The sequence below is a fragment of the Mesoflavibacter sp. CH_XMU1422-2 genome (assembly GCF_037029245.1).
In the GTDB taxonomy this organism is placed as follows: domain Bacteria; phylum Bacteroidota; class Bacteroidia; order Flavobacteriales; family Flavobacteriaceae; genus Mesoflavibacter; species Mesoflavibacter zeaxanthinifaciens.
In genome coordinates this window covers 72,181-96,864 of sequence record NZ_JAYMEE010000006.1, presented here as the reverse complement: position 1 = coordinate 96,864, position 24,684 = coordinate 72,181, and the positions used below count along the sequence as shown (strand labels likewise).

Genomic DNA, 24,684 nt, shown 5'->3' with positions numbered 1-24,684 from the left:
ATAATGACAGAAACCAACCTCATAGAACACAAAGCACTACTCAACAAACTATAAAACTTATGTGAATGAAAGAAAAAGACAAAAACATAAAAGCAAGTGATGAGCTAAGCGACTTTATTTTATACACCGCACCAAGTGGTGAAGTACGAATAGAGATTTATGTGCAAAATGAAACCGTTTGGCTAACACAACAAAAAATAGCCGATTTATTTGGAGTAGATAGAACCGTAGTTACCAAGCATCTTAAAAACATATACACAGAAGGCGAATTAGAAAAAACAGCAACAAGTGCAAAATATGCACAAGTTCAAAAAGAGGGAGAAAGAGAGGTAAAACGAAATATAGAATTTTACAACTTAGATGCTATTATATCTGTAGGTTACCGAGTTAATTCTACCAAAGCTACACAGTTTCGTATTTGGGCAACCAAAACTTTAAAGGAATACATTATAAAAGGATTTACCATAGATGACGAACGCTTAAAACAAGGTAAAACCCTATTTGGTAAAGATTATTTTAAAGAGTTATTAGAGCGTGTGCGTTCCATACGTGCCAGCGAACGCAGAATTTACCAACAAGTAACCGATATTTTTGCCGAATGTAGTATCGATTACGACCCACAAGCTACCATTACCAAAAAATTCTATGCTACTGTTCAAAACAAATTTCATTACGCCATTACAGGAAAAACAGCCGCAGAAATTATCTACTTAAAAGCAGATAGCAAAAAAGAAAATATGGGTTTAACCACTTGGAAAAATGCACCAGATGGTAGAGTTATAAAATCAGATACCAGTATCGCTAAAAACTACCTGCAAGAGAAAGAAATTAAGCAATTGGAAAGAACAGTTACAGGCTATTTCGATTATATAGAAGGTTTAATTGAGCGTGAAAACACCTTTACTATGGAGCAATTAGCATTAAGCGTAAATAAGTTTTTGGCATTTAACGAATACAAAGTGTTAGAGGGCTTGGGTAAAAAATCAAAGAAGCAAGCAGAAAATAAAGCCTTTTCAGAATATGATAAATTCAACAAAACTCAAAAAATAGAATCTGATTTTGATAAGATGGTTAAGGGATTAAAAAAAGGTAAAAAGTAGCCCAATTAAATAAACTGAATGAGCAAACAAGAAAATCAAATCATACTAAAAACCATAACAGAATTGTTAGGGTTAAATTTTTATATCCCAGATTATCAAAGAGGTTATAGATGGACCAGTCATAATGTAAGTCAGCTACTTAATGATGTATGGGAATACCGGCAAGATGCTACAAAAGTAAATTCCTTCTATTGCTTACAGCCTATAGTAGTTAGAAAAAAAACTTGGCAAGGACAAAATGGAGAAACTATTGACGGTTATGAGTTAATAGATGGTCAACAAAGATTAACCACTATGCATAGAATACTTACTTATTTACGCTTAGAACATTTGCGTATCGATAAGTTAAGTGATGAGTATAAACAAGACATATATACTATAGAATACCAAACACGTCCAGAAACTCGCCAATTTCTAAATCAAACAGAAGAGATTCTTAACAAGCCCGATTTATACTACCTAAGTAAAGCATACAATACCATAAAGGATTGGTTTAAAAATAGCGGTAAAATAGAAGGACGTTCAGATAAAAATAACTTTTTAGATACCTTATTGCCCAGTATTAAAAAAGATGAAGATGGCAAAACAATAATGCCTGAGTGGAGTACTCAAATTATCTGGTACGAAATCAATGACAGTACGCAAAAGAGCGAAGAACTTTTTACACGTCTTAACAGAGGTAAAATACCTTTAAATAGTGCAGAATTAATTAAGGCTAAATTTGTTAATCAAGAGAGTTTTAAGGAGTTTGGTGAACAAGAAAAAGTAAAAAGACGAACCCAACTTATTCAACTTTGGGATGAAATAGAGAATAACTTAAATAACCCTAAGTTTTGGGCATTTATATCCAACAAAAAAATAGATGCTTATGCTTCCAAAATAGAATATCTGTTTGATATAAATACACAGAAAAAAGATAATAGTAAAGACCCATTATATAGCTTTATTCATTTTTTTGATGAAAAAGAAAATGCAACGACTTTATGGGAGAAATGGTTGAGTATTGAAGAGGTATATCGTTCGTTAAGTTATTGGTACACAAATAAAAATCATTACCATAAAGTAGGTTATTTAATTGCTATTGGCACGAATATAAAAGACATTATAAAGCTCAAAAAAGAGAATGATAAAGACCTTTTTGAGCAGGAAATAAATTATTTAATAGCTCAGAGCATTCCTAATGATTGGGATGATTTAAGTTATGACAATCGTAACGACCATAAAAAACTAATTGAGATACTACTATTAGTAAATACAGAGCTTACGCGAAAAAATAATAATAACAACGATTTTTTTCCATTTGAAATTTACAAGAACATAAACAAAAGTTTAGAGCATATTCACGCTCAGAATATTATCGGTATCAACGAGAATAAAAAAGAACAATGGTTTTCTTGGTTAGATATGCATATTCAAGTACTGCCCTCAATAGCAACAAATCCTAAGAAAGCAGAAAAAATCATAGAATCTGTAAAAACAATTGATAGAGAAAAATATACCTATGCCCAGTTTCAGGTATTAAGTGATGCTATTATAGATATTCTTCCAAAAGATGATGAGAACGAAAATTTGTATCTACATAATATTAAAAACTTGGCACTATTAGGTTTAACAGAAAACATCTCATTAAGTAATTCCATTTTCGAAATTAAGAGGAGAAAAATAATTGAGATGGATAAACAAGGTGCATTTATTCCTATTGCAACAAAAAGAGTGTTTTTAAACTACTACCAAAAAGAGTCCTATGCACATTCAGCTATCTGGTCTAAAGAGGAAAGAGAAAACTACTTAGAACAAATTGCTGATTGCTTAAACCATTATTTAAACAAAATTGAAGTGCATAATGAAGCTTAAATTTACAGACATACTTGCCAATAAGGTTGAAATACCTATTATTCAACGAGATTTTGCACAAGGCAGAAAGGACAAAAATACCAGTAAAATAAGAAAAGATTTCTTAGATGCTATTTTTGATACCATTGTTAAAAACAAAGAAGAAGGCATAACCAAAAACTTAGAATTAGATTTTATTTACGGTAATAAAACACAAGAAGAAAACCCTGTTTTCTCGCCTATAGATGGGCAACAACGTCTTACAGTATTGTGGCTTTTATATTGGTTTGTAACATCAAAAGAAAACGTACTTACTGAAGATAAAGTAATGCTTAAAAACTTTGTTTATGAAACAAGGCACAGCACTACTATATTTTGTAAAAAACTAATAACATTTAAGCCAAAATTTGATAATAATACCATTTCAAAAGAAATTAAAAATCAGTCTTGGTACTTTGAGACTTGGGATTTTGACCCAAGTATTCAAGCTATGCTTGTGGTATTAGATGCTATAGAAACTCGTTATGCAAAATTCAATTTAGAGTCAATTTGGCACATCTTAAAAGAAGATAATTGCCCATTTGTAATGTACCAATTGGTGTTAAGTGAATTTAAATTATCAGACGATTTGTACATTAAAATGAACTCAAGAGGTAAACCTCTTACAGAGTTTGAATATTTTAAAGCTAATTTTTCTGAAATCATTAGCGACAAAACGTTAAAGCAAAAGTTTGAAAAACAAATAGACCAAGATTGGTTTGACTGTATTTGGAACTTGTTATTAAACACAGAAGAAGCAAAAGACATTAAGGATGTTGCTCTTTTAGTTGATAATAGTTTCTTAAACCTCTTCAATTTTATTACATACATTTTAGGTCTTAAAAATGATATAAAGTATATAGATACAGTAGAATCTAACAAAGAATTAAAGGCAATTTATGGTGACGAAGAAAATGTAAAAGCACTCTTCTCAACCTTAGATAGTTTGGTTCTTAGTGTGAATACAAATCCTAACTTTTGGCAGAACTCTTTTTACTATGATAAAGATAGTTTTCATAAAGACAAAACAAGATTATTCTTCCCTCACAAAGAGCATAATTTATTAGTAAGGTGCTTATTATATTATGATAAAGATAGAGGTTTCACTTTACCAGAACAACTGTTGTTGCACAGCTATTTATTCCAAAACAGTAAGCAAACTGAGAACTTCACAAGAAAATTAAGAATAGTAAGAAACTTAGTTGCTAATTCAGAATTTGAACTACGTAGAGAAACTTTGGTAGAGAGTATTACTGAGCTGGAATCTTTCTTGTTAACTTTTGATTTTGATACATTAAAGAGATTTAAAACAGACCAAGTACAGGAAGAAAAAGAAAAAGAAACTTTTTACAACACACAAGAATCAATTGATGCATTTTATCAATTAGAGGATAGTGATATTTTCAGAGGTAATATATCTATATTTCAATTTGACGAAAACACAGAAAACAGAGCATTACAGTTTTTAAATTACTTTGATGAAGATGTGATTATTAACGATTTCTTTAATAGAGCTAATTTTTTACTTTGTTTTGGCGATTACACGCAACACGATAGTGGTAATCAAGACAGAAAAGAAGGCTGGTACAATATTTTGTCACCAAACAAAAAAGTGATAAGAAAATTCTTTACAACACCTGGTTTTGGTAAAAAGAAGGATATTTTTTCGCATACACGTCCTGTACTTATGAAGTGTTTAGACTTCTTAGTTACCAATCCAAATACAGATGTAAAAGAACATACTGCTACAGAAATAACAGCTTACCAAGAAGAAGGTAAAGATTGGAAATATTATTTTATCAAATACCCATCTTTCCGTCACGAATGTTTGAGAGGTTATTATTACTCATTTGAAGATTATGTTTTCAACAAAATGCGTCAGAAGCAATTCAATGGCTTTAATTGGTGTCCGTTTTTTTATGAGGTAAATAAACAGATTAAAAGTAAAAAGCTAAAACTTGGAGATTACAACGAGTTACTGTTCTTAAAAATCAAAAAAAATACAGTTAGTATCAATATGAAAAGCAATCATTTTCTTTTTGAAAATCATAATTCTGAAGGTGTTGAAAATATCATATTAGAAGAGCTACTAAATACCAACACAATTGATGATAATGGTGTGTTTAAAATAAGTCAAAATGAAGAAGGTTTAGATAATGAAGATAGGATTGTAAAATTAGTTGAATGCATTAATTCGATAATTGAAAGCGTATGAGTACAAAATTTACAGAAGCCAAATTAGAGGAAGCATTTATAGAATTATTGGGTAACGAAGGCTACCCACATTTTTTAGGCAACACCATTAATAGAAATGAAGAAGAAGTATTAATAGAAGAAGATTTAATAGCGTTTCTTTTAAGTCAATACAAAAATGATGGCCTTACTACTAATGAAGCCAAATCTATTGTACTGCAATTAAAAACCTTATCATCATCAGACCTATACGAAACCAATAAAACCATTATGCAATGGTTGGCAGATGGCTTCACTTTTAAAAGAGAAGACCGCAACCAAAAGGATATTTGGATATACTTAATAGACTATTCAGAAGCTAATAATAACACCTACAAATTTGTAAATCAACTTGAAATAGTAGGTACAGAAAAAAGAATACCTGATGGCATTATCTACATAAATGGATTACCAGTAATAGTGTTTGAATTTAAAACCGCTATTCAAGAAAACTGTACCATTCATAATGCTTATACTCAATTAACCACACGTTACAAAAGAGATATTCCCGAATTGTTTAAATACAATGCTTTCTGTGTTATTAGTGATGGTGTCAATAATAAAGCAGGTTCATTCTTTGCAGCCTATGAGTTTTACTATGCTTGGCGTAGAGTTTCTGATTTAGCTAAAGATGTAGACGGTATAAATAGTATGTTTACGCTTATACAAGGTATGTTGTACCAAAACCGTGTAAGAGATATTATTCAAAACTTTATTTACATTCCAGATACCTCTAAGAAGGATGAGAAAATAGTATGTCGTTATCCTCAATATTATGCAGCCAAAGCATTATATGAAAATATTAAAGTAGCTCAAAAACCAGCTGGAGATGGTAAAGGAGGAACATACTTTGGTGCTACAGGATGCGGAAAAAGTTTTACAATGCTTTTTCTGTCAAGGATATTAATGAAGAGCGAATATTTTGAAAATCCTACCATAGTTTTAATCACAGATAGAACAGATTTAGACGACCAATTATCAGGACAATTTACTAACGCTAAAAATTATATTGGAGACAACACAATTACAAGCGTAGAGAGTAGAGCAGAATTAAGAGAATTAATACAAGGTAGAGCAAGTGGAGGTGTTTTTTTAACAACTATACATAAGTTCACAGAAGATACTGAACTCTTAACAGACAGAACAAATGTTATTTGTATTTCAGATGAGGCTCATAGAAGTCAAACCAACTTAGACCAGAAAATTAGAGTTACAGAAAATGGCGTTAAGAAAACCTTCGGTTTTGCTAAGTATTTACACGACTCATTGCCTAATGCCACTTTTGTAGGTTTTACAGGCACACCAGTAGATGCCACTTTAGATGTGTTTGGTAAAGTGGTAGATGCTTATACAATGACAGAATCTGTTAAAGATGAAATCACTGTTAGAATTGTTTATGAGGGAAGAGCAGCTAAAATAGCACTACATAATAGTGAATTAGAAAAAATTGAAGAGTATTATCAGGTTGCGGAAGAAGCTGGTGCAAACGAATATCAGGTAGAAGAGAGTAAAAAGCAATCTGCTAATATGAATGCTATCTTGGGTGATCCAGACCGCTTAAAAGAGTTAGCAGCAGACTTTGTAAATCATTATGAAAATAGAATAAATGAGGGTGCTACCGTAAAAGGAAAGGCAATGTTTGTAAGCAGTAGTAGAGAGATTGCCTATGAGTTCTACAAAAATGTAATAGCACTTAGACCAGAATGGAATGAAGTAAAAATAGCGGAAGAAGGTGCTGTACTTTCTGATAAGGACAAAAGAGAAATTAAACCTATGGAACGTATCAAGATGATAATGACCAGAGGAAAAGATGACCCAAAAGAAATGTATAATTTATTGGGTACAAAAGACTATAGAAAAGAATTAGATAGACAATTTAAAAATGAAAAATCTAACTTTAAAATTGCTATAGTTGTAGATATGTGGTTGACTGGGTTTGATGTGCCTTTCTTAGATAGTATCTACATTGATAAGCCAATACAGCAACACAATCTTATTCAAACAATTTCAAGAGTTAACAGAAAGTTTAAAGGCAAGAATAAAGGCTTAGTAGTAGATTATGTAGGTATTAAAAAAGCTATGAATTTGGCTTTAGCCAAATACACCAAAGGAGAAGGAGATAACTTTGAAGATATACAGCAATCATTGATTGTAGTTCGTAATCACTTAGACTTGCTATCAAAATTGTTTCACAAATTTGACAGCTCAAAATACTTTAATGGTTCTTCTTTAGAGCAGTTAAATACCTTGAATATGGCAGCAGAATATGTGCAGCTTACAAAGGATTTAGAAACTCGTTTTATGGGCTTAGTCAAAAGGCTAAAAGCAGCTTATGATATTTGTGCCGGAAGCGAACAATTAACCCAAACAGAAAGAGATTACACACACTTTTATTTAGCGGTAAGGTCTATTGTATTTAAACTCACCAAAGGAGATGCACCAGATACAGCACAAATGAATGCTAAGGTTAGAGAGATGATAAAAAATGCACTTCAAAGTGATGGTGTAGAAGAACTTTTTAAAATGGGAGAAGAAACAGAAAAAGAACAAGATATTTTTGATGAAGATTATTTAGCAAAAATAGATAAGATAAAACTACCTAACACTAAAATAAAACTGTTACAACAGCTTTTGGCTCGTGTCATTGGCGAGATGAAAAAAGTAAACAAAGTAAAAGGTATTGATTTCTCTAAAAAAATGGAAACTCTGGTTACACGATATAATGAAAGAGATGAAAATGATGTGTTAAGAAGTGAGGTGTATGAAGAAATGGCGGAACAACTAACTAACCTAATTTGGGAAGTACATCAAGAGTTTACAGCAGGTGATGATTTAGGAATCGACTTTGAAGAAAAGGCATTCTATGATATATTAAAGGAATTATGTGTAAAGTATGATTTCTCATATCCTGAGGACAAATTAATTCAATTAGCTAAATCTGTTAAAGACTTAGTTGATGGTCAAGCTAAATTTCCAGATTGGAGCAAAAGAGACGATATAAAATCGGCATTAAAAGTTGGTCTTATTCTTTTATTAGATGAACACGGTTATCCACCAGTTCAGAGAGATGAAGTTTATAAAGAAATATTTGAACAGGCAGAAAACTTTAAAAAGAATCGTGTCATTAAAAAATAAGAAATAACTATAAAAAAATATTGCTTTTGAAAAACCTTACTATAAATATCATCCCATTCAAACACCCTTCTATTCAGAAGGAGTTTGGTTTTTATACCGAAAAAAAAGAAGGTTATTTCCCTATACACAGAACCGAGCTTCCCAATGAGTTATGGGATAATCAAAAAGAAGAAGTTGTAAAACATAAATATTACTACACCAATTTTGAAGATACAGAAGATTGCATACTCAAAACAAAAGTAGATTTATACAGCAGTACCAAGTTTGCAAAACATCTTTATACACGTTTGGTATATCAATATTTTATTGATATTTCGGATGCAATACAATTCAATTATGTAGGCGATATAGAAGTATGGTTATTAGATGCTAAAGCATCAACAACCAAATACAACAGCTATAACAAATACACCCTAAAAATTGAATTTTCAGGTTTAACCAAAAGTCCTGCATTGCTTTTATCTTATGATAGCACCTCTAAAGTTGCTACCACAAGCATTGATGAAATCAACATTTCTACGGAATATTTCAAAACAGTAGTTTACAATAAAGAAATACAGCGTTTTAAGTACCTTTCAGAAGATGCTAAACAGCATTTAGACCAAGTATATCCATTACTAAATATACCGCTTAAAAACCATTTAGAAATACCGCATACAGTACCAAGAAAAGGCAATAGATACAAACCTTACTTTAATTACATAACCACTTTTTACAACAACTATCTAAATACAGATGAATTTAGAGCCATACTTCCATTAGATGAAAATGGCTTTTTTGATATTGCAGAAGATGAAGTATTGCAAACACATTATCACTCAAACAATTTAAGATTTTATGATGGCGTAGGTATAGACCCAAAAGCAGGAATGAAAAACCCTGGTCCTTATAAAGCAAGTCCACACGATAATGTAAGGTTCTTTTTTATATACCATAAACCTGATAGAGCAGACTATGTAGTTAAATTATATAACTATTTTGAAAAAGGATATAAGACGTTCTTTCCACCACTAAAAAAACATATTCGTCAACCATTTTATATGGATAACGATACCAGTTTAGCATTTGATAGTCCTGATACTGCAATAAAAGAAATCAAACATCATCTAATCAATTTAGAGAAACAACCAAATACAAGATATGTTGCGGTTTATGTAAGCCCAATACATAAAGAGGATGAAGATAACAAACACTTATATTATCAAGTAAAAGAAGAGCTTTTAAAGCACGAAATAACCTCACAAGTAATTTACAAAGAGAGTATCAATAATGCCTATTTTGGTGCATTCTTAGAGAATATCACACCTGCATTGTTAGCTAAAATAGACGGTATTCCTTGGCGTTTAGATAGAGAACTGAAACAAGAGTTAATTGTGGGTGTAGGTGCTTTTAAATCAATGGAAACCAATACTCGTTTTGTAGGTAGTGCATTCTGTTTTAATAACAAAGGAGAGTTTAAAGGATTTGATTGTTTTAGAGATAATGAATTTGACTTAATAGCTGGAGCAATAGGAAAACAGATTTTAAAATTTGTTGTGGATAATGATAACAAAGCAGAAAGGCTAATCATTCACTACTATAAGCCAATAAGCAAAGACGAAATAGACCCAATTCAAAAAACTTTAGGTAGATTAAAATTAGATATTCCAATAGTTATAGTAACTATCAATAAAACAGAATCAAGCGACTATGTAGCGTTTGATACCAATGATGATGCCTTAATGCCTTTAAGTGGTACAATCATAGAAATTGCACATCTAAAATATTTGTTATTCAACAATGCCAAATACAGTAGTAACGGTTTTGCAAAAGACCATCCGTTCCCTGTAAAACTAAGTCTATATTGTACAGAACAAGACTATTTTGAGGATATAGCAATTGTAAAAGAGTTGATAGACCAAGTATATCAATTCAGCAGAATGTATTGGAAATCTGTAAAACAACAAAACTTACCAGTAACCATAAAATACCCAGAAATGGTAGCTCAAATATTCCCTCATTTTGAAGGAGATAAACTACCTGACTTCGGTAAAAATAACCTTTGGTTTTTGTAGTAAATAAAGATGGATATTCAAATACAAAATAAGGCTAAAGATGTTTCCCTTTTTAAAATTGCAAAATTTAAGAAGCATATTAGAAAAACATCACCCCACAAACATAACAGTTATTTCGAAATCATTTTTTTAACCAAAGGATCTGGTTCACATACAATTGACACAATAGAATACAAAATTCAACCACCTGTAGTATTCAATATACGTAAAGAACAGGTTCATTTTTGGGACATCAAAACAGAACCTGAAGGGTTTGTTTTAATTATTAAAAAAAACTTTATTGAAAACTGTATAGATAAAGATATTAAAAAGCTAATTTCAGAACTGAGTGCCTTAACTTGTCTATTTCCTAATAATACCACAGTAATTGATATGTCAAATATATTATTAAAGGAATATGAAGGTGCAAAAATTAAAAACCATCAAGTTATAGAAGGATTGTTAAAAGCTCTGTTAGCAAAGTTTCTTGAATCGAAAATTGTAAGTAGTCCTAAAATAAAATGTAGCTCAATCTATCAAGAACTTATTTTGCTTTTAAGTAAAGAAAATGAACTTACAAACAAGGTAAGTCATTATGCAAAATTACTAAATACCACTCCACAAAACTTAAATGCTATATGCAGAAAAGAATCAGGTCAATCTTCTGCTGAGGTAATTTCCAATTATATTATTAACGAAGCTAAACGCCTTTTGCTTTATACTGACTTAACGGTTAGTGAAATTGCAGGCAAACTTGACTTTAAAGATAATTCTCATTTCACTAAATACTTTAAACGAAACGTAGGTGATACCCCAATTGCTTTTCGTAAAGCAAATGATTAAGTACCATACATTTTTCAAATAGACCATATTATTAGTCTTGTGTTGTATAATTTTACACCATAATTAAATCACAACATATGAAATGGCTAATATATATTCTCACAGCACTTCTACTTTCTTCTTGTCGAGAAAACCAACAACAAATAGTAGAAGGAAATTGGATAAAAGGTACGGAACAAGAAAAAATTGAAACCATCGAAAACCAATTTAGGGGTTTTGATATGGCAATGGTAGAAACAGGATACCGCTATCAAGAACTGTATTGGGCAGGACAAGATGAAAATTGGGAATATGCTGATTACCAAATTGAAAAAATCAAAAAAGCGATTGAGAACGGCTTGAAAAGAAGACCCAAACGTGCAAAATCCGCAGAACATTTCTTAACCGTTGCAATTCCAGAAATGGAAAAAGCACTCGAAAAAAGAGATACCCTTGTATTCAACAAAAATTTCCAAATCTTCACCAATAACTGCATTAGTTGCCACGCAATGGAAAAAGTGCCAAGCTTTACTATAAAAAAACCGCTTTATAGACAATCACCAATTAGAAAATAATGATAGAATTTATTAATCAGATAGATATTGAAATTCTATTATGGCTGAATGGTAATCACAATCTATTTTGGGATGCTGTAATGTGGTTTGCAACAGGTACATTCACTTGGCTGCCATTTTATATGATATTGTCATTTCTGTTAATATGGAAATATAAAAGGGACGCAATATTGATGATTCTGTTAATAGCATTACTGATAACAATAAGTGACCAATTAGCTTCAGGCATATTTAAACCATTTTTCGAAAGATTGCGACCAAGCCATAGTCCTTATTTGATAGGTAAACTTCATTTAGTAAATGATTATAGAGGTGGTAAGTTCGGTTTTATTTCTTCTCACGCAGCCAATGTATTTTCATTAGCATTTTACTTGACATTAGTGACTAATGAGAAATTAAAATGGATACCATACGTGCTTATTCCTTGGGCAATCTTTGTAAGCCTTAGTAGAGTTTATCTTGGTGTTCATTATCCATCCGACATAATAGTTCCAGCGATTTTAAGTATACCAATAGCTTGGATAGTAGCTCGAATTTATAAAACGTATAATCCCATATTGATAAAAAAAATTGCTTAAAATGTTTAAAAAAACAATTAGTACTGATATATCAAAAACAACCATCATTATTCGCTTAATGGTTGGTGCTGTTTTTCTATCGGAAGGTATTCAAAAATTTCTATTTCCTGCCATTCGGGGTGCAGGACGATTTGAAAAAATCGGACTTCCATCACCAGAATTTCTCGGTGCATTTGTCGGCACGTTTGAAATTGTTTGTGGCACGTTGATTTTACTTGGCTTGCTTACCCGATTGGCAAGTGTTTTAACACTCGTAATTATGTTGGTTGCCATTGTTACAACAAAATCAGACATTTTAGCCAATGATGGATTTTGGATAATGATGCACGGAAGTCGAACTGATTGGGCAATGCTTTGGGGAAGTCTATTTTTAATTATTAAGGGCGGTGGGAATTGGTCGATAGATAAAAATATGTACAAAACCAAATGAATTTCTTTTTACAAATCGATTATGAATTTTTAAGATGGATTCAAGCAAATAGAATCGTTTTTTTAGATCCATTATTTTATTGGATTTCTTCATATACCTTCATTATTTCAATTATGATATTAGGTTTTATTGGTCTATTTTATATTAAAAATAAAGTAAAGTCATTCCAAATAAAGTACTACAGCCTTTTATTAATATTTATAGCTTCCTCAACATTCAGTTTAATTTTAAAATATATTGTAAAGCGGCCACGTCCATTTGTAGTACATCCTGCCATCATTCAATTGTATGAAACAAGTACCTTTTCATTTCCATCAGGTCACACTTCAATTGCTTTTACCTTAGCATTTAGCTTGGTATTCTTTTCATTAAAAAAATACTATGTGATACTTATTTTTATTTGGGCTCTTTTAGTAGCCTATTCTAGAATGGTATTAGGTGCTCATTATGTCTCTGATATAGTAACTTCAATTTTAATAGGTTTTATGTTTAGTCTATTAATCAAACCAATTTCAAAAGAATGGATAGTAAGAAAAACTTAAAAGAAGTAGCAAAACTTTTTTTTAAATTAGGAAGCATTGCTTTTGGCGGTCCTGCCGCCCATATTGCAATGATGGAAGATGAAGTCGTTAAAAAAAGAAAATGGATGAGTCATCAACATTTTCTTGATTTAGTTGGAGCAACAAATTTAATTCCAGGACCTAATTCTACCGAAATGACAATGCATTGCGGTCACGAAAGAGCAGGTTGGAAAGGCTTGATTGTAGCAGGTGCTAGTTTTGTTTTTCCAGCTGTTGTTATTACAATGATTTTTGCGTGGTTATATCAACAATACGGACAACTTCCAAAAGTTGAACCTTTCATTTATGGAATAAAACCAGCGGTAATTGCCATTATTCTTGGAGCAGTTTACCGACTTGGAAAAAAAGCACTCAAAAATGTAGAACTCGGTATTTTAGGAGCATTGACATTGATTGCTTGTTTGCTTGGTGTCCACGAAATTTTGGCGTTGTTTGCTTGTGGTCTTTTAGGTTTAATTCTATACTTTGTTAGAAATTCAAAAAACACATTAAATAGTTTTACTCCATTTCTTTTATTACAAGTAGTTATAACACCGAGTACTCTAAAGATTCTATGGACGTTCTTTAAAGTAGGTGCTTTGCTTTATGGTAGTGGCTATGTATTATTTGCATTTTTAGATGCTGAATTGGTTTCTACAGGTACATTGACTCGTCAAGAATTGATAGACGCTGTGGCTGTTGGTCAATTTACACCTGGCCCAGTTTTATCAACCGCTACATTTATCGGGTGGCAATTAGGCGGTTTTTGGGGGGCGATTGCAGCAACCGTTGGTATATTTCTTCCATCATTTATCTTTGTTTCTATATTAAATCCATTTGTTCCAAAAATGCGAAAATCAAAAATATTTTCGGCATTTTTAGATGCGGTAAATATTGCAGCAGTTGCTGTTATCGTAGCAGTTTGTGTAGAAATGGGAAAAGAAACGTTGACTGATTGGAGAACAATTCTGATTGCCGCTATAAGTCTAATAGCTGTTTTCGTCTTTAAGAAAATAAATAGTGCTTTTATTGTAATTGGTGGTTCACTTATAGGATATTTTTTATCTTTGATATAGAATATATGGATTCACTTAAAACAAAAAATAAGGAATGTTGTAATATCAATGAGGTAGTACAAGAATTTTATGAATTCTTGAAAGCTTATATCATAAAGAAAACAAACGATATAAACCTTGCTGAAGATATTGTTCAAGAGGTGATGCTCAAATTGGTAGAGTCTCATAAAAAAAACATAGAAGTTAATAATATCAAAGCTTGGTTGTTTCAAGTAACTCGCAATACCATTGCGGACTATTATAAGGACTATTATAATAAAAACAAAATTGAATTTAATTTTAATGAAGATTGGAAAGAACATAGTATTTCCAGTGAAAATATTTCTACCATTTTAGAATCAGATTTTATCATCCCTATGATTGGTTTGCTGCCAGAAAAATATGCGAAGCCATTACATCTAAGCGATATTGAAAACATTCCTCAAAAAGAGATTGCTCTACAACTTAACCTTGGTTTATCCGCAACTAAAATGAGAATACAGCGAGGTAGAGAAAAATTAAAATCCCTATTTATAGAATGTTGTGATATTCAATATGACAAATCAGGTAATTTTTCGTCGTGCACAATAAAACCTCACTGTACACCATTACAAGAAATAGAAAAAAAAATAACTAATTAACCATTGATACATAGTTGGTTATAAGTAACCTCTCAAAAAATACTTTTTTTTGTTCCTAAAAATGTGTCTTTTTTAAAAGATTTCAGACTTCGTAATAAAGTTTAATCATTAAAAACATTTATTATGAACACTGAAGTTAAAATTTTACACTCTTCTTGTTGTGCAAAAGGTTCCCCTATTAAGGAACAATTAGAAAAATTAGCACAAGAAAACAATCTGTCAATTACTATTGAGGAACTGTCAGAAATGCAAGACACTATGGTCTATGGTACAATGTCTTTTCCTTCATTAGTAATTAACGGTAAGGTTCACGCTTATAAATCATTTAATTCTGATGCAGAACTTCTTGCAGCACTAAAAGCAGCATAATATGGAGAAGTTGACAGAATTATTATCTAGTTTTTCAGACTATATAGTGTTTGAATTATTAGGTTTAGACCAATCAGGGCTGTTTGCAACAGCCCTTCAATACTTTATTGCCACGTTTATTTTAATAGCTTTTTTGGTTGTGATAGTAACCTACGTTATGGGTATCATAACCAGTTATTTACCAATGGGTAAAATACGTGACTATTTAGAGCGTAATAAAAAATCAGGTTTAGGGAACATATTAGCCTCTTTGTTGGGAGCTATTACCCCTTTTTGTTCGTGCTCATCAATTCCTTTATTTGTAGGAATGATGCAAGCTAGAATTCCGTTAGGTATCGCATTATCTTTCTTAATCACCTCACCTTTAGTAAACGAAATCGCTATTGTACTATTTTGGGTGTCTTATGGTTGGAAGGTTACTTTAATTTATATTTTATCGGGTATTGTTTTAGGTGTTATAGGTGGGATTATTCTTGATAAAATGGGAATGTCAGCTCATATAGCAGAATGGTTAAAACAATTGCATTCTAAAACTGAAAAAACTATTGAAGATAAAAGGTCTTTAAAACAGAAGTTTCCAGAAATACATAAAGAAGCCTTAAGTACATTAAAAAAATTAGTGCCATATATCTTTATTGGTATTGGAATAGGTTCTTTTATTCACGGTTATGTGCCTCAATCCTTTTTTGAGACATACATTTCTAAATCCAACCCTTTTGCAGTTCCTATTGCTGTCATTATGGGAATACCACTTTATATAGATGCTGTAGGTGTCTTACCAGTGGTAGAGGCTTTGGTGGATAAAGGTGTACCATTAGGTACGGCTATTGCCTTTATGATGGGGTCTATTGGTTTATCACTTCCCGAAGCTTTACTCTTAAAAAAAGTAATGCAGAAAAAATTAATCATTGCTTTCTTTTCGGTTATCGGGTTAGGAATGATTATTTCTGGTTATGTTTTTAATTTATTATTTTGATTTTTGAAATCAGTTTTATCATCCATAAGTGCTGTATTTGTAGCATTAGTCGCTTGCACTTGTTGTGTTGGTCCATTAATGGCTTTTGCAGGAATGTTAGGAGCAATTGTTTCTCAATTGGTATGGCTAGCAACAATAAAACCGTATCTTATAGCATTCAGTTTAATAGCAGTTTCTTACAATTTATATAGAGCATATTTTCCTAAAAAAGAACAAGCTTGCTGCACCATAGAAAGTCAAGAGACAATAAGTAAACTAGATACTAAACAAAAGAAATCATTATCATTTCTACAATCAAAAACGTTTTTATGGTGCGTTGCCATTATAACATTAATCATATTAATTCTACCATATATTTAAAAATTTAATAATTATGAAATCAATAACATCTCTTATATTAACACTAGTATTTGCTACAAATATTTTAGCTTTTACCCATAATAACGATACAAATATTCATCAGAAAATTGAAGGAAACATTGTTATCTCTGATACTGTTAAAAAACGTATCAATTAGAAAAATTCACCCAATCTTGTTGTACAGGAATTGTAGAATATTCATTAAAGAAAAACGTTAAAGGTTTTATTAAAGCTGTTTCTAACACTAAAAAAGGTCAAATAACCGTTTGGTACGATAGTACAAAATCTACCGATAAAGAAGTAAAAGAAGCCATTAACAAAACCCCTTATAAAGTAATTAAAGAAATTAAGTAAGGGCTTATTATGGCAATACCTAATAAAATATTTGATTGTATAATAATAGGTGGCGGGCAGGCAGGCTTGTCCGTTGCTTATTTTTTAAAAAGAAGTAAACTAAATTATTTAATTCTAGATGCAGAAGGTAATTCCGGTGGTTCTTGGTTACATACTTGGGATAGTTTAAAATTATTTTCACCTTCTCAATATAGCTCACTTTCTGGTTGGCAAATGCCTACAACTAAACAAGAATATCCTACAAAGGAAGAATATTTGAGTTATTTGTCCAATTACGAAAAACGATATAATTTCCCAATACAACGAAGTACATTTGTTGAAGAAGTTGTTAAAGAAGGAGAATTATTTAAATTAAAAACCAATCAAGGAGTATTTATTAGTAAAACTGTTGTAAGTGCTACAGGTACAGCTCGTTCACCTTTTATTCCTATATATCCTAAAATTGATGAATTTTTAGGTATGCAAATACACTCTAGTGCTTATAAAAATAGTTCACCTTTCAGAAACAAAAGAGTAGTTGTTGTTGGTGGGGGTAATTCTGGTGCTCAAATTTTAGCAGAAGTTTCTAAAGTAGCTTATACAAAGTGGGTAACACTAGATAAACCTACGTTTCTACCAGAAGAAATTGACGGTCGTTACTTGTTTAATCAAGCTAATGAAAAGTATCTTAAGAAAAAGAATACTTCAAATACTTTACAAGTTTCTTTGAGTGATATTGTACAAGTTGAAAGTGTGAAAGATGGATTAGCACGTAACGTATTTAAAGATCATCGTCCATTTTCCTCATTTTATAAAAACGGTGTAATTTGGCAAGATGGAAAAAAAGAAGCTTTTGATGCCATTATATGGTGTACTGGTTTTAGACCTTATTTGAACCATTTAAAAAAATTAAATATTATTGAAAATGATAAAGTAATAACAAAAAATACGCGAGCAGTTAAAGAGTCAAATTTATGGCTAGTGGGTTATGGTAATTGGACAGGTTTTGCTTCAGCAACCATTTATGGCGTTGGTAAAACTGCAAAAATTACAGCAAAAGAAATAATTAATTCATTGTCATAACTCCCCATTTGCTTCCAGTAGGTTCTTTTCGTTCGCTCGTACCTTACTTACTACAATCACCCACTTCCTGCAACACTCAGGAAGAGTAGTCCTTTATTTAATTTGCCTAACATTTATTATCTTTGTGTATAGTTAATGACATTTCAATTTTCAAAAGTATATAGGTAATAACATTTGTTAGTTAATAAAGTCAAATGATAATACCAATAATGTAAGTAAACTCATTAGCCAAATATGTTAATTCAGCAGAATGTATTGGAAATCCGTAAAGCAACAAAACTTACCAGTAGCCATAAAATACCTTGAAAAGGTAGCTCAAATATTTCCTCATTTTGAAGGTGATAAACTACCTGACTTCGGTAAAAATAATCTTTGGTTTTTATTACGGATAAATAATAAGGTGTGCCACAGGCACGACTTTAATAACGGTTGGTTCCGTAGGTTTCTTTCCCCAGCCTATAAAAATCCAACGTTATTCGTGCCTCATAACTCCTCTGTCTTTTTATAGGCTTCCGCTCTTCCAACGCTACAGTTGTTATTTTCTGTCACACTTTTTGCAATCCAACGCTAATTATAGCCCATTAATATCCTCGTTCCTTCGGTAGTAAAGAGCTATGCCACCACACAAAAGCAAAAAGGCGTATGCACTCCAAAGTACCGCTCTGTGCAACTTGTGCCAGAAAATAACAACCCAAAGCTACATTAACATAATGTGGCATTATAGTACATACCACAAGGGCTTCATTGCATTACGGGCTAAAGCCTATGTCCTATAATAACATTATGTTAAGTATCCGCTCATTGCCAACGCTTTAAACCTACTTCACCAACCGAAAGACCACAATTCCCCAACCACCCTTTTCAGCGGTCAGAAAAAAAATAAACTATGAGTTAATGTCGGTTTATAGTAGGTACATTTCATTCTCTCATTTCGTGCCTACATTCTTTCATTGCATATACCCACTAACACCTAATAATGCAAGCAAGAGTAGCTCATTCTCTACACTCCACTAAGCGACACACTATTCCATTACGCAATCCGTATGCAAGCCCACCGCACAACAACTTTGCAGTAAATTGTAAAGTTTGCAAAGTCTGCAACCCTGCAATGCATACAGTATTACTTCATTCCATCCCACCGCATTTAGTTCCGTTTCTTTCAATCGCTACACTTGCCACACACCAGCCCACGCTTTTAGAATAGGTATAGTTTATTTTTTTTCTGGTCATATTTCCCCAAAGGAATTGAACAACCAAATAAGCATTTTACAAATAAGAGAGTAAGTAAAAAATGTTATGCCAAAAGAATAAAAAAGATAGCAAATGTAGGTGGTTACAATTGGCCCTTCAAGTTCAAGCCCTACGGGTTTTGAAAAAAATCTCCACCCACAAGGGGTAGTATTTTCCTTAAAAACCTTGTCAGCCCACTTTCCACCACCAGTTGAATGGCTTTCTTTTTTTTTCGTTTTTTTCTTTGTCAAAAAATTTTGTGAAGGGGATTTCGGAAGCCAACTAAAATTCTCGGAAAATGACAAAATTCACTCTCAAAACTTACAGACCATCAGTCGAAACTGAAAAGCCACATTTCTACATTCTGAACAAAGGGATGAACAGCGGAAAGCCACTAAAACAGCCTTGTCCGAATTGCTTTATTTTGACAGCACCCACAGAGGAAGCCAAAGACCAGTTATATTGGCTATGTTTTGGGCTATGGCGTGCAAAATCCTTTCATTACTATTTAAAAGGTTCAGTTATCCCATTCATAACCAAAAACGACCTTAAACAAGGTATTTTAAACGGATTTGAACAGGCAAATAATGATATTCCAATTTTCAAAAAGTCAGTCCAAGCCTTACAACTTTTAGAAGAACAAGAAAAGGTTTATAAACTCAACCTAAAACTAATTGATGATGCACGTAGGGCGGTTTTCTATCGCTACATTTCTAAAAAGCGATATTCTTAGGGCTATTCATATTTGAGTACTGTATAAGGCATATTTTATCCCAATATGATTGCACCGTCTTAATAAAGAAATGCAAACCTTACAAAGTGCCAAAAAGAAAAGCCTACTCAAATGAGCAGGCTTTCTTCTAATTCCATAAATCTCTAAAATGGCATCTTAGAATATTTCGGAAATCTTTAAGGCGTTACCTTGTGCAAATACATAGTAGTTTGAACCTACTTCTTGATAGAACTCAATACCGATAGAGTTTAAAACACTTACATCAGTTGTCATAGTTGGAGAACCTGGTAATGTAGCAACCAATGAAATTAATGCAGTAACTGAATCAACAGGTAAATAGGCAGAATACTGAACATCTTTTAATTCGTTCAAACTTGCTTCTTTAGGCTCATAAACCTTTGTAGTAGTGTTAAACTCATAATCAGACAATACTGAAATAGCATTGATAATTCTAAAATGAGTTGCACCGGCTGGTATGTTTAAGTAATTCAACGGATTGAATGCGGGAACATCCAAAGTTGAACTATCACGAGAACCAGCAGGAGTAATTGTGAACGGAGCATTAAAAGCACCATTGAAAGAAGTAAATCTGTTAAAATCAAAACCTTTCAAATAGTTTGGTACAGCAGAAACCAATACAGCTCGTCTACCTCTGGCTTCAGAACCATCTTCTAAATTGATTTTCTTCATTATAGCAGTTAATCTTCCAGTCACTTGACTGTCTGCCATATTTTTCATTAGACTTGCTAATCCGACTCTTACGGATTTACCAACCATTGCACAACCTCCAAATTCGTTCATATTTTCACGAGTTCTTTGAAATGCTGGGTCAGTTGCAATTTGTTCAGCAGTTGGACCACCAGTCAAACCTGCAAAATAACCTTCATTTCCTTTAATTTTAAAATGTCTAATATCTCCAAGAGTACCGACATATTTTAGGGGACCTTTCTGTCTTGCCATTTCTTTAAATTTTTAAATGTTAATAATAATTCTTACTATTACAAAGATAAGTCTAACATATTGACTGTCAATTGATTAATAAGCGTAAACAAATGCAAACAAGTGCTAATAAACAAACAAGGGTAAGACCACACTATGAAGTGGTTAAAGTATTGGACGGAGACGGACTAATCGTTAAAAATATTTTCACAAATATTGAAGAAGAAATAAGGCTATTAGGAATTGATGCTCCAGAGATTAAACTATGCAGAAAATTAAAGCAAGATGAAAGAGAAGTGAATATCTCAGGCACATATTTAATTGAGTTGGGTTTTAAGTCAATGAAATTTCTACTTAAAAAAGCCAAACCAAAAACAAGCGTTACCATAATTCAAGAACAATCAAATCTTACAGATGCTTTTGGAAGAACATTAGCTTACATCATTTTGCCAAATGGTAAAACGATTAATGAAATAATGGTCAGAAGAGGTTATGCAAAGCCATACAACAAGGTATTCTGTGAAGAGTTACCAAAGTACCAAGCACTTAATTTGAGGGCTAAAACAAAGAAAAAAGGTTTATATTCGCTTATCAATTCGTTCTAATCTCCCTACATTTACTTGCTCTTATTATCTCTTATTTATAGTTTATTGTTGCCTATTTGTTGCCCAATAACCATAACTAACTGATATACAGTATTACTTTACTTTTTGTATCGGTAAATAGTAAGTGTACATCTAAACCTTAATAATTAACCATACATTTTGTATATTGTCATATGCAAAACTGTATTTCAAGATGTTTGGTTAATAACAAGCAAAGCCTTATTGCTGTTGCTTTTTTGTTTGCTTTTTTTGTGCTTAAGTCTCAAAACTTACCACCTATACAATATTTTTCACCTAAGCAATACAACGCATCAAATCAAAATTGGGATATATCTCAATCTTCAGATAAATATATTTATGTAGCTAATTCCAAAGGATTATTAGAGTTTAATGGTGCTAATTGGAATTTATACAATTCACCTAACGAAACTGTAATTAGATCTGTACATGTTTTAGGAGACAAAATATATACAGGTTGTTATATGGAGTTTGGGTATTGGCAAAAAACACAAATAGGAGACTTGCAATACACATCTTTATCTTCAAAAATTAAAAAGAAACTATTAGAAGATGAACAGTTTTGGAATATTGAAAGTTTAGGTAATTGGCTTTTGTTTCAATCCTTAGACAGGATTTATATTTATAATACATTAGATAAAACTTTCAATATTATAGATTCTGAAGAGTCCATATTAAAAATGTTTAAAGTTAAAAATGCTATTTATTTTCAGGATAAAACAAAAGGATTATTTGCTTTTGAGAATAGTAAGCCTAAATTAATTTCTAATGCTCCAGAAATTTTAAATGATATTGTAGTAGGTTTTTTTCCTATTGAAGAACATTTTATAGTAATCACCCAGAATAAAGGTATTTATCAATTAAAAGGTAATCAAATAACAAAATTTTCTGATGTTTTAGATTCATTTTCTGTTTACAGTAGTTTAATGCTTAATGACAATAGTATTATTGTAGGTACAATATCTAACGGAATTATTCAATTAAATACAAATGGAGAAATAGTAAATACAATTAAACAAGAAAACGGATTGGGTAATAACACAATTTTGTCTGTATTTGAAGATGTAGACAAAAATTTGTGGTTAGGAATGGATAATGGTGTAAGTTGTATAAATATAGATTCTCCTTTCTTAATTTTTAATGATAATAAAGGAGGTTTAGGTACTGTTTATACTTCTGTAGTATATAGAAATAGACTATATCTAGGAACAAATCAAGGATTATTTTACAAAGATGAAAAAAGTCATGATTTAACATTTGTAGAAAACACAAAAGGTCAAGTTTGGTGTTTAAAAGTGATTGATAATCAATTGTTTTGTGGACATAACAGAGGTACTTTTATAATTGAAGATAATATAGCAAGACGCATTGCAGACATTGATGGTACTTGGGATATTTTAACTGTAAAAATCAATCCAAACCTACTATTACAAGGTAATTATAATGGATTAAATGTTCTTGAAAAACAAAACGGAAAATGGGTTTTTAGAAACAAAATTAATGGATTTAATAACTCGTCAAGGTTTTTGGTTTTTATCAATAATAATCAAGTTTTGGTAAACCATGAGTATAAAGGCGTATTTAAAATTGATATCAAAAAGGACTTTAGTTCAATATCAAAAGTTCAAAAATTAAATTTTTTAGGTAATGGTTTGTTTTCTTCAGTAGCAAAACATAATAATAAGATTTACTATGCATCAAAAAAAGGTGTTTTTGTATCAGATCAAGAAAATTTTAATCTAAAAAAGGATACCATTCTTTCAAATCTATTTAAAAAACAAGGTTATGCATCAGGTAAACTTGTTTCAGATTCAAAAACAAACACGTTATGGATATTTACACAAAAAGGCATAAATTATATTAAGCCTGGTAAATTAAGTAATGAGCCAGAAATTACATTTATTCCTTTATCTAATACACTAAGAGACAATATTTCGGGTTACGAAAGTGTTTCTAGCATATCTGCAAGTAAATTTATTTTAGGAACCTCAAGAGGTTATAAAATACTTGATATATCAAAATTTGAAGCTAGAGCTTACACTGTTCATATAAATGAAATTAAACTGAATCCTCTTTCAGGTCAAACAAAACTTATAAACATATCAGAAAACGGTCTATTTAAGAACAAACAAAACAATTTAGAGTTTAGTTACAGTATAGCAGAATATGATAAGTATTTAGAAGCTGAATATGCTACCAAACTTGAAGGGTATTACGAAAAATGGAGTGATTGGAGTAATCAATCAAATGTATCTTATAAAAACTTATCACCAGGAGATTACATATTTAAAGTAAAAGCAAGAGTAGGAGATAAAAATGTAGAAGACGCTGTTGTGTATAGTTTTACTATTGAAAAACCATGGTATTTATCTTCTTCAATGATTGTTGTGTACTTTATTTTAGGAATAATTATAGTCCTGTTGGTAAACTATTTTTACAAATTATATTATAAAAAACAAAAAGCAAAACTACTTCTAAAGACACAGCGAGAGCTAGAATTAAAAGATTTAGAAAATAAGCAACATTTAATGAAGCTCAATAACGAAAAGCTTAAAAATGAAATTGAAAGTAAAAATAGAGAGTTAGCTGTATCTACAATGAGTCTAATAAAAAAGAATGAATTTTTAAATACTATAAAAAAAGAATTATCAGAAAAAGTTGAAGACTCAAATCTAAAACCTGTTATTAAAATAATTGATAAAAACATAAATAACAAGGATGACTGGAAACTTTTTGAAGAAGCTTTTAATAATGCAGACAAAGATTTCTTAAAAAAGATAAAATCTATACATCCAAAACTTACCTCTAACGATTTAAGACTTTGTGCATATTTACGTCTTAATTTATCATCAAAAGAAATAGCACCTCTATTAAACATCTCTCCAAGAAGTGTAGAGGTTAAACGATATCGTTTGCGTAAAAAGATGGATTTACCCCATAAAACTAATTTAACCGACTATATATTAGAGTTATAAAAACACTACAAGTGTTAAAATAACCTATAC

General features: G+C 31.3%; 21 protein-coding genes. 19 read left to right on the top strand and 2 right to left on the bottom strand.

Translation table 11 applies throughout. The features are described 5' to 3' along the window. Positions 1 to 65: 65 nt before the first annotated feature. The 16 genes from WA340_RS02235 to WA340_RS02160 all read left to right on the top strand — a co-directional run bounded on the left by WA340_RS02235 (position 66) and on the right by WA340_RS02160 (position 18,154). On the top strand, positions 66 to 1,100 hold the full coding sequence (locus WA340_RS02235) for a virulence RhuM family protein (RefSeq protein WP_336127105.1): 1,035 nt from the start codon (positions 66 to 68) through the stop codon (positions 1,098 to 1,100). Between the two features lie 18 nt (positions 1,101 to 1,118). Further along, entirely contained in the window at positions 1,119 to 2,954 is a 1,836-nt protein-coding gene (locus WA340_RS02230) for a DUF262 domain-containing protein (protein WP_336127104.1), read from the top strand. Next, complete coding sequence (locus tag WA340_RS02225; protein WP_336127103.1) at positions 2,944 to 5,187, top strand: GmrSD restriction endonuclease domain-containing protein; 2,244 nt, start codon at positions 2,944 to 2,946, stop codon at positions 5,185 to 5,187. The genes WA340_RS02230 and WA340_RS02225 overlap by 11 nt, the downstream gene beginning before the upstream one ends. Then, the gene (locus WA340_RS02220) at positions 5,184 to 8,339 is read left to right on the top strand and encodes a type I restriction endonuclease subunit R (protein WP_336127102.1); all 3,156 of its coding nucleotides are present in this window, start codon (positions 5,184 to 5,186) and stop codon (positions 8,337 to 8,339) included. The genes WA340_RS02225 and WA340_RS02220 overlap by 4 nt, the downstream gene beginning before the upstream one ends. A 26-nt stretch (positions 8,340 to 8,365) precedes the next feature. Beyond that, positions 8,366 to 10,393 carry a Piwi domain-containing protein gene (locus WA340_RS02215; protein ID WP_336127101.1) on the top strand — a complete coding sequence of 676 codons (2,028 nt, stop codon included), beginning with the start codon at positions 8,366 to 8,368 and terminating at the stop codon, positions 10,391 to 10,393. Between the two features lie 9 nt (positions 10,394 to 10,402). Beyond that, positions 10,403 to 11,215 carry an AraC family transcriptional regulator gene (locus tag WA340_RS02210; RefSeq protein ID WP_286493031.1) on the top strand — a complete coding sequence of 271 codons (813 nt, stop codon included), beginning with the start codon at positions 10,403 to 10,405 and terminating at the stop codon, positions 11,213 to 11,215. A 77-nt stretch (positions 11,216 to 11,292) separates the two neighbouring features. After that, the gene (locus WA340_RS02205; protein WP_336127100.1) at positions 11,293 to 11,769 is read left to right on the top strand and encodes a hypothetical protein; all 477 of its coding nucleotides are present in this window, start codon (positions 11,293 to 11,295) and stop codon (positions 11,767 to 11,769) included. After that, complete coding sequence (locus WA340_RS02200) at positions 11,769 to 12,347, top strand: phosphatase PAP2 family protein (RefSeq protein WP_225604075.1); 579 nt, start codon at positions 11,769 to 11,771, stop codon at positions 12,345 to 12,347. Before WA340_RS02205 ends, WA340_RS02200 begins: the two co-directional genes overlap by 1 nt. A 1-nt stretch (position 12,348) precedes the next feature. Continuing rightward, a complete protein-coding gene (locus tag WA340_RS02195) occupies positions 12,349 to 12,777 on the top strand; it encodes a DoxX family protein (RefSeq protein ID WP_225604076.1) in 429 nt (142 codons plus the stop codon). Then, complete coding sequence (locus WA340_RS02190; protein WP_225604077.1) at positions 12,774 to 13,319, top strand: phosphatase PAP2 family protein; 546 nt, start codon at positions 12,774 to 12,776, stop codon at positions 13,317 to 13,319. Before WA340_RS02195 ends, WA340_RS02190 begins: the two co-directional genes overlap by 4 nt. After that, positions 13,298 to 14,413 (top strand): chromate efflux transporter, encoded by a 1,116-nt coding sequence (gene chrA, locus WA340_RS02185; RefSeq protein WP_225604078.1) that lies wholly within the window; start codon positions 13,298 to 13,300, stop codon positions 14,411 to 14,413. Before WA340_RS02190 ends, chrA begins: the two co-directional genes overlap by 22 nt. 5 nt (positions 14,414 to 14,418) lie before the next feature. Next, positions 14,419 to 15,033, top strand: a complete 615-nt coding sequence (locus tag WA340_RS02180) for a sigma-70 family RNA polymerase sigma factor (RefSeq protein WP_225604079.1) — start codon at positions 14,419 to 14,421, stop codon at positions 15,031 to 15,033. Positions 15,034 to 15,156: 123 nt separating this feature from the next. After that, entirely contained in the window at positions 15,157 to 15,402 is a 246-nt protein-coding gene (locus WA340_RS02175; RefSeq protein WP_225573212.1) for a thioredoxin family protein, read from the top strand. 1 nt (position 15,403) lies between these two features. Next, positions 15,404 to 16,378: a permease gene (locus tag WA340_RS02170; protein ID WP_225604080.1), complete on the top strand. Its 975-nt coding sequence runs from the start codon at positions 15,404 to 15,406 to the stop codon at positions 16,376 to 16,378. A 3-nt stretch (positions 16,379 to 16,381) separates the two neighbouring features. Further along, complete coding sequence (locus WA340_RS02165; protein ID WP_225604081.1) at positions 16,382 to 16,738, top strand: hypothetical protein; 357 nt, start codon at positions 16,382 to 16,384, stop codon at positions 16,736 to 16,738. A 363-nt stretch (positions 16,739 to 17,101) separates the two neighbouring features. Further along, positions 17,102 to 18,154 carry an ArsO family NAD(P)H-dependent flavin-containing monooxygenase gene (locus tag WA340_RS02160; RefSeq protein ID WP_225604082.1) on the top strand — a complete coding sequence of 351 codons (1,053 nt, stop codon included), beginning with the start codon at positions 17,102 to 17,104 and terminating at the stop codon, positions 18,152 to 18,154. Between the two features lie 1,226 nt (positions 18,155 to 19,380). Here the strand turns inward: WA340_RS02160 and WA340_RS02155 are convergent. Then, entirely contained in the window at positions 19,381 to 19,635 is a 255-nt protein-coding gene (locus WA340_RS02155; RefSeq protein ID WP_336127099.1) for a hypothetical protein, read from the bottom strand. A gap of 47 nt (positions 19,636 to 19,682) precedes the next feature. On the opposite strand from WA340_RS02155, the gene WA340_RS02150 reads away from it, so the two are divergent. Continuing rightward, entirely contained in the window at positions 19,683 to 20,117 is a 435-nt protein-coding gene (locus WA340_RS02150; protein WP_336127098.1) for a DUF6943 family protein, read from the top strand. Between the two features lie 156 nt (positions 20,118 to 20,273). Here WA340_RS02150 and WA340_RS02145 read toward each other — a convergent pair whose 3' ends face one another. Next, the gene (locus tag WA340_RS02145) at positions 20,274 to 21,077 is read right to left on the bottom strand and encodes a hypothetical protein (RefSeq protein WP_336127097.1); all 804 of its coding nucleotides are present in this window, start codon (positions 21,075 to 21,077) and stop codon (positions 20,274 to 20,276) included. Positions 21,078 to 21,169: 92 nt separating this feature from the next. Between WA340_RS02145 and WA340_RS02140 the strand changes: the two genes are divergently transcribed. Next, complete coding sequence (locus WA340_RS02140) at positions 21,170 to 21,661, top strand: thermonuclease family protein (RefSeq protein ID WP_336127096.1); 492 nt, start codon at positions 21,170 to 21,172, stop codon at positions 21,659 to 21,661. Between the two features lie 173 nt (positions 21,662 to 21,834). Next, the gene (locus WA340_RS02135) at positions 21,835 to 24,654 is read left to right on the top strand and encodes a helix-turn-helix and ligand-binding sensor domain-containing protein (protein WP_336127095.1); all 2,820 of its coding nucleotides are present in this window, start codon (positions 21,835 to 21,837) and stop codon (positions 24,652 to 24,654) included. Positions 24,655 to 24,684: the final 30 nt, after the last annotated feature.

Coding starts and splice junctions, on each gene's coding strand:
- WA340_RS02235 (WP_336127105.1), top strand. CDS start 66: ATGAAAGAAAAAGACAAAAACATAAAAGCAAGTGATGAGCTAAGCGAC.
- WA340_RS02230 (WP_336127104.1), top strand. CDS start 1,119: ATGAGCAAACAAGAAAATCAAATCATACTAAAAACCATAACAGAATTG.
- WA340_RS02225 (WP_336127103.1), top strand. CDS start 2,944: ATGAAGCTTAAATTTACAGACATACTTGCCAATAAGGTTGAAATACCT.
- WA340_RS02220 (WP_336127102.1), top strand. CDS start 5,184: ATGAGTACAAAATTTACAGAAGCCAAATTAGAGGAAGCATTTATAGAA.
- WA340_RS02210 (WP_286493031.1), top strand. CDS start 10,403: ATGGATATTCAAATACAAAATAAGGCTAAAGATGTTTCCCTTTTTAAA.
- WA340_RS02205 (WP_336127100.1), top strand. CDS start 11,293: ATGAAATGGCTAATATATATTCTCACAGCACTTCTACTTTCTTCTTGT.
- WA340_RS02200 (WP_225604075.1), top strand. CDS start 11,769: ATGATAGAATTTATTAATCAGATAGATATTGAAATTCTATTATGGCTG.
- WA340_RS02195 (WP_225604076.1), top strand. CDS start 12,349: ATGTTTAAAAAAACAATTAGTACTGATATATCAAAAACAACCATCATT.
- WA340_RS02190 (WP_225604077.1), top strand. CDS start 12,774: ATGAATTTCTTTTTACAAATCGATTATGAATTTTTAAGATGGATTCAA.
- chrA (WP_225604078.1), top strand. CDS start 13,298: ATGGATAGTAAGAAAAACTTAAAAGAAGTAGCAAAACTTTTTTTTAAA.
- WA340_RS02180 (WP_225604079.1), top strand. CDS start 14,419: ATGGATTCACTTAAAACAAAAAATAAGGAATGTTGTAATATCAATGAG.
- WA340_RS02175 (WP_225573212.1), top strand. CDS start 15,157: ATGAACACTGAAGTTAAAATTTTACACTCTTCTTGTTGTGCAAAAGGT.
- WA340_RS02170 (WP_225604080.1), top strand. CDS start 15,404: ATGGAGAAGTTGACAGAATTATTATCTAGTTTTTCAGACTATATAGTG.
- WA340_RS02160 (WP_225604082.1), top strand. CDS start 17,102: ATGGCAATACCTAATAAAATATTTGATTGTATAATAATAGGTGGCGGG.
- WA340_RS02150 (WP_336127098.1), top strand. CDS start 19,683: ATGACAAAATTCACTCTCAAAACTTACAGACCATCAGTCGAAACTGAA.
- WA340_RS02145 (WP_336127097.1), bottom strand. CDS start 21,077: ATGGCAAGACAGAAAGGTCCCCTAAAATATGTCGGTACTCTTGGAGAT.
- WA340_RS02140 (WP_336127096.1), top strand. CDS start 21,170: ATGCAAACAAGTGCTAATAAACAAACAAGGGTAAGACCACACTATGAA.
- WA340_RS02135 (WP_336127095.1), top strand. CDS start 21,835: ATGCAAAACTGTATTTCAAGATGTTTGGTTAATAACAAGCAAAGCCTT.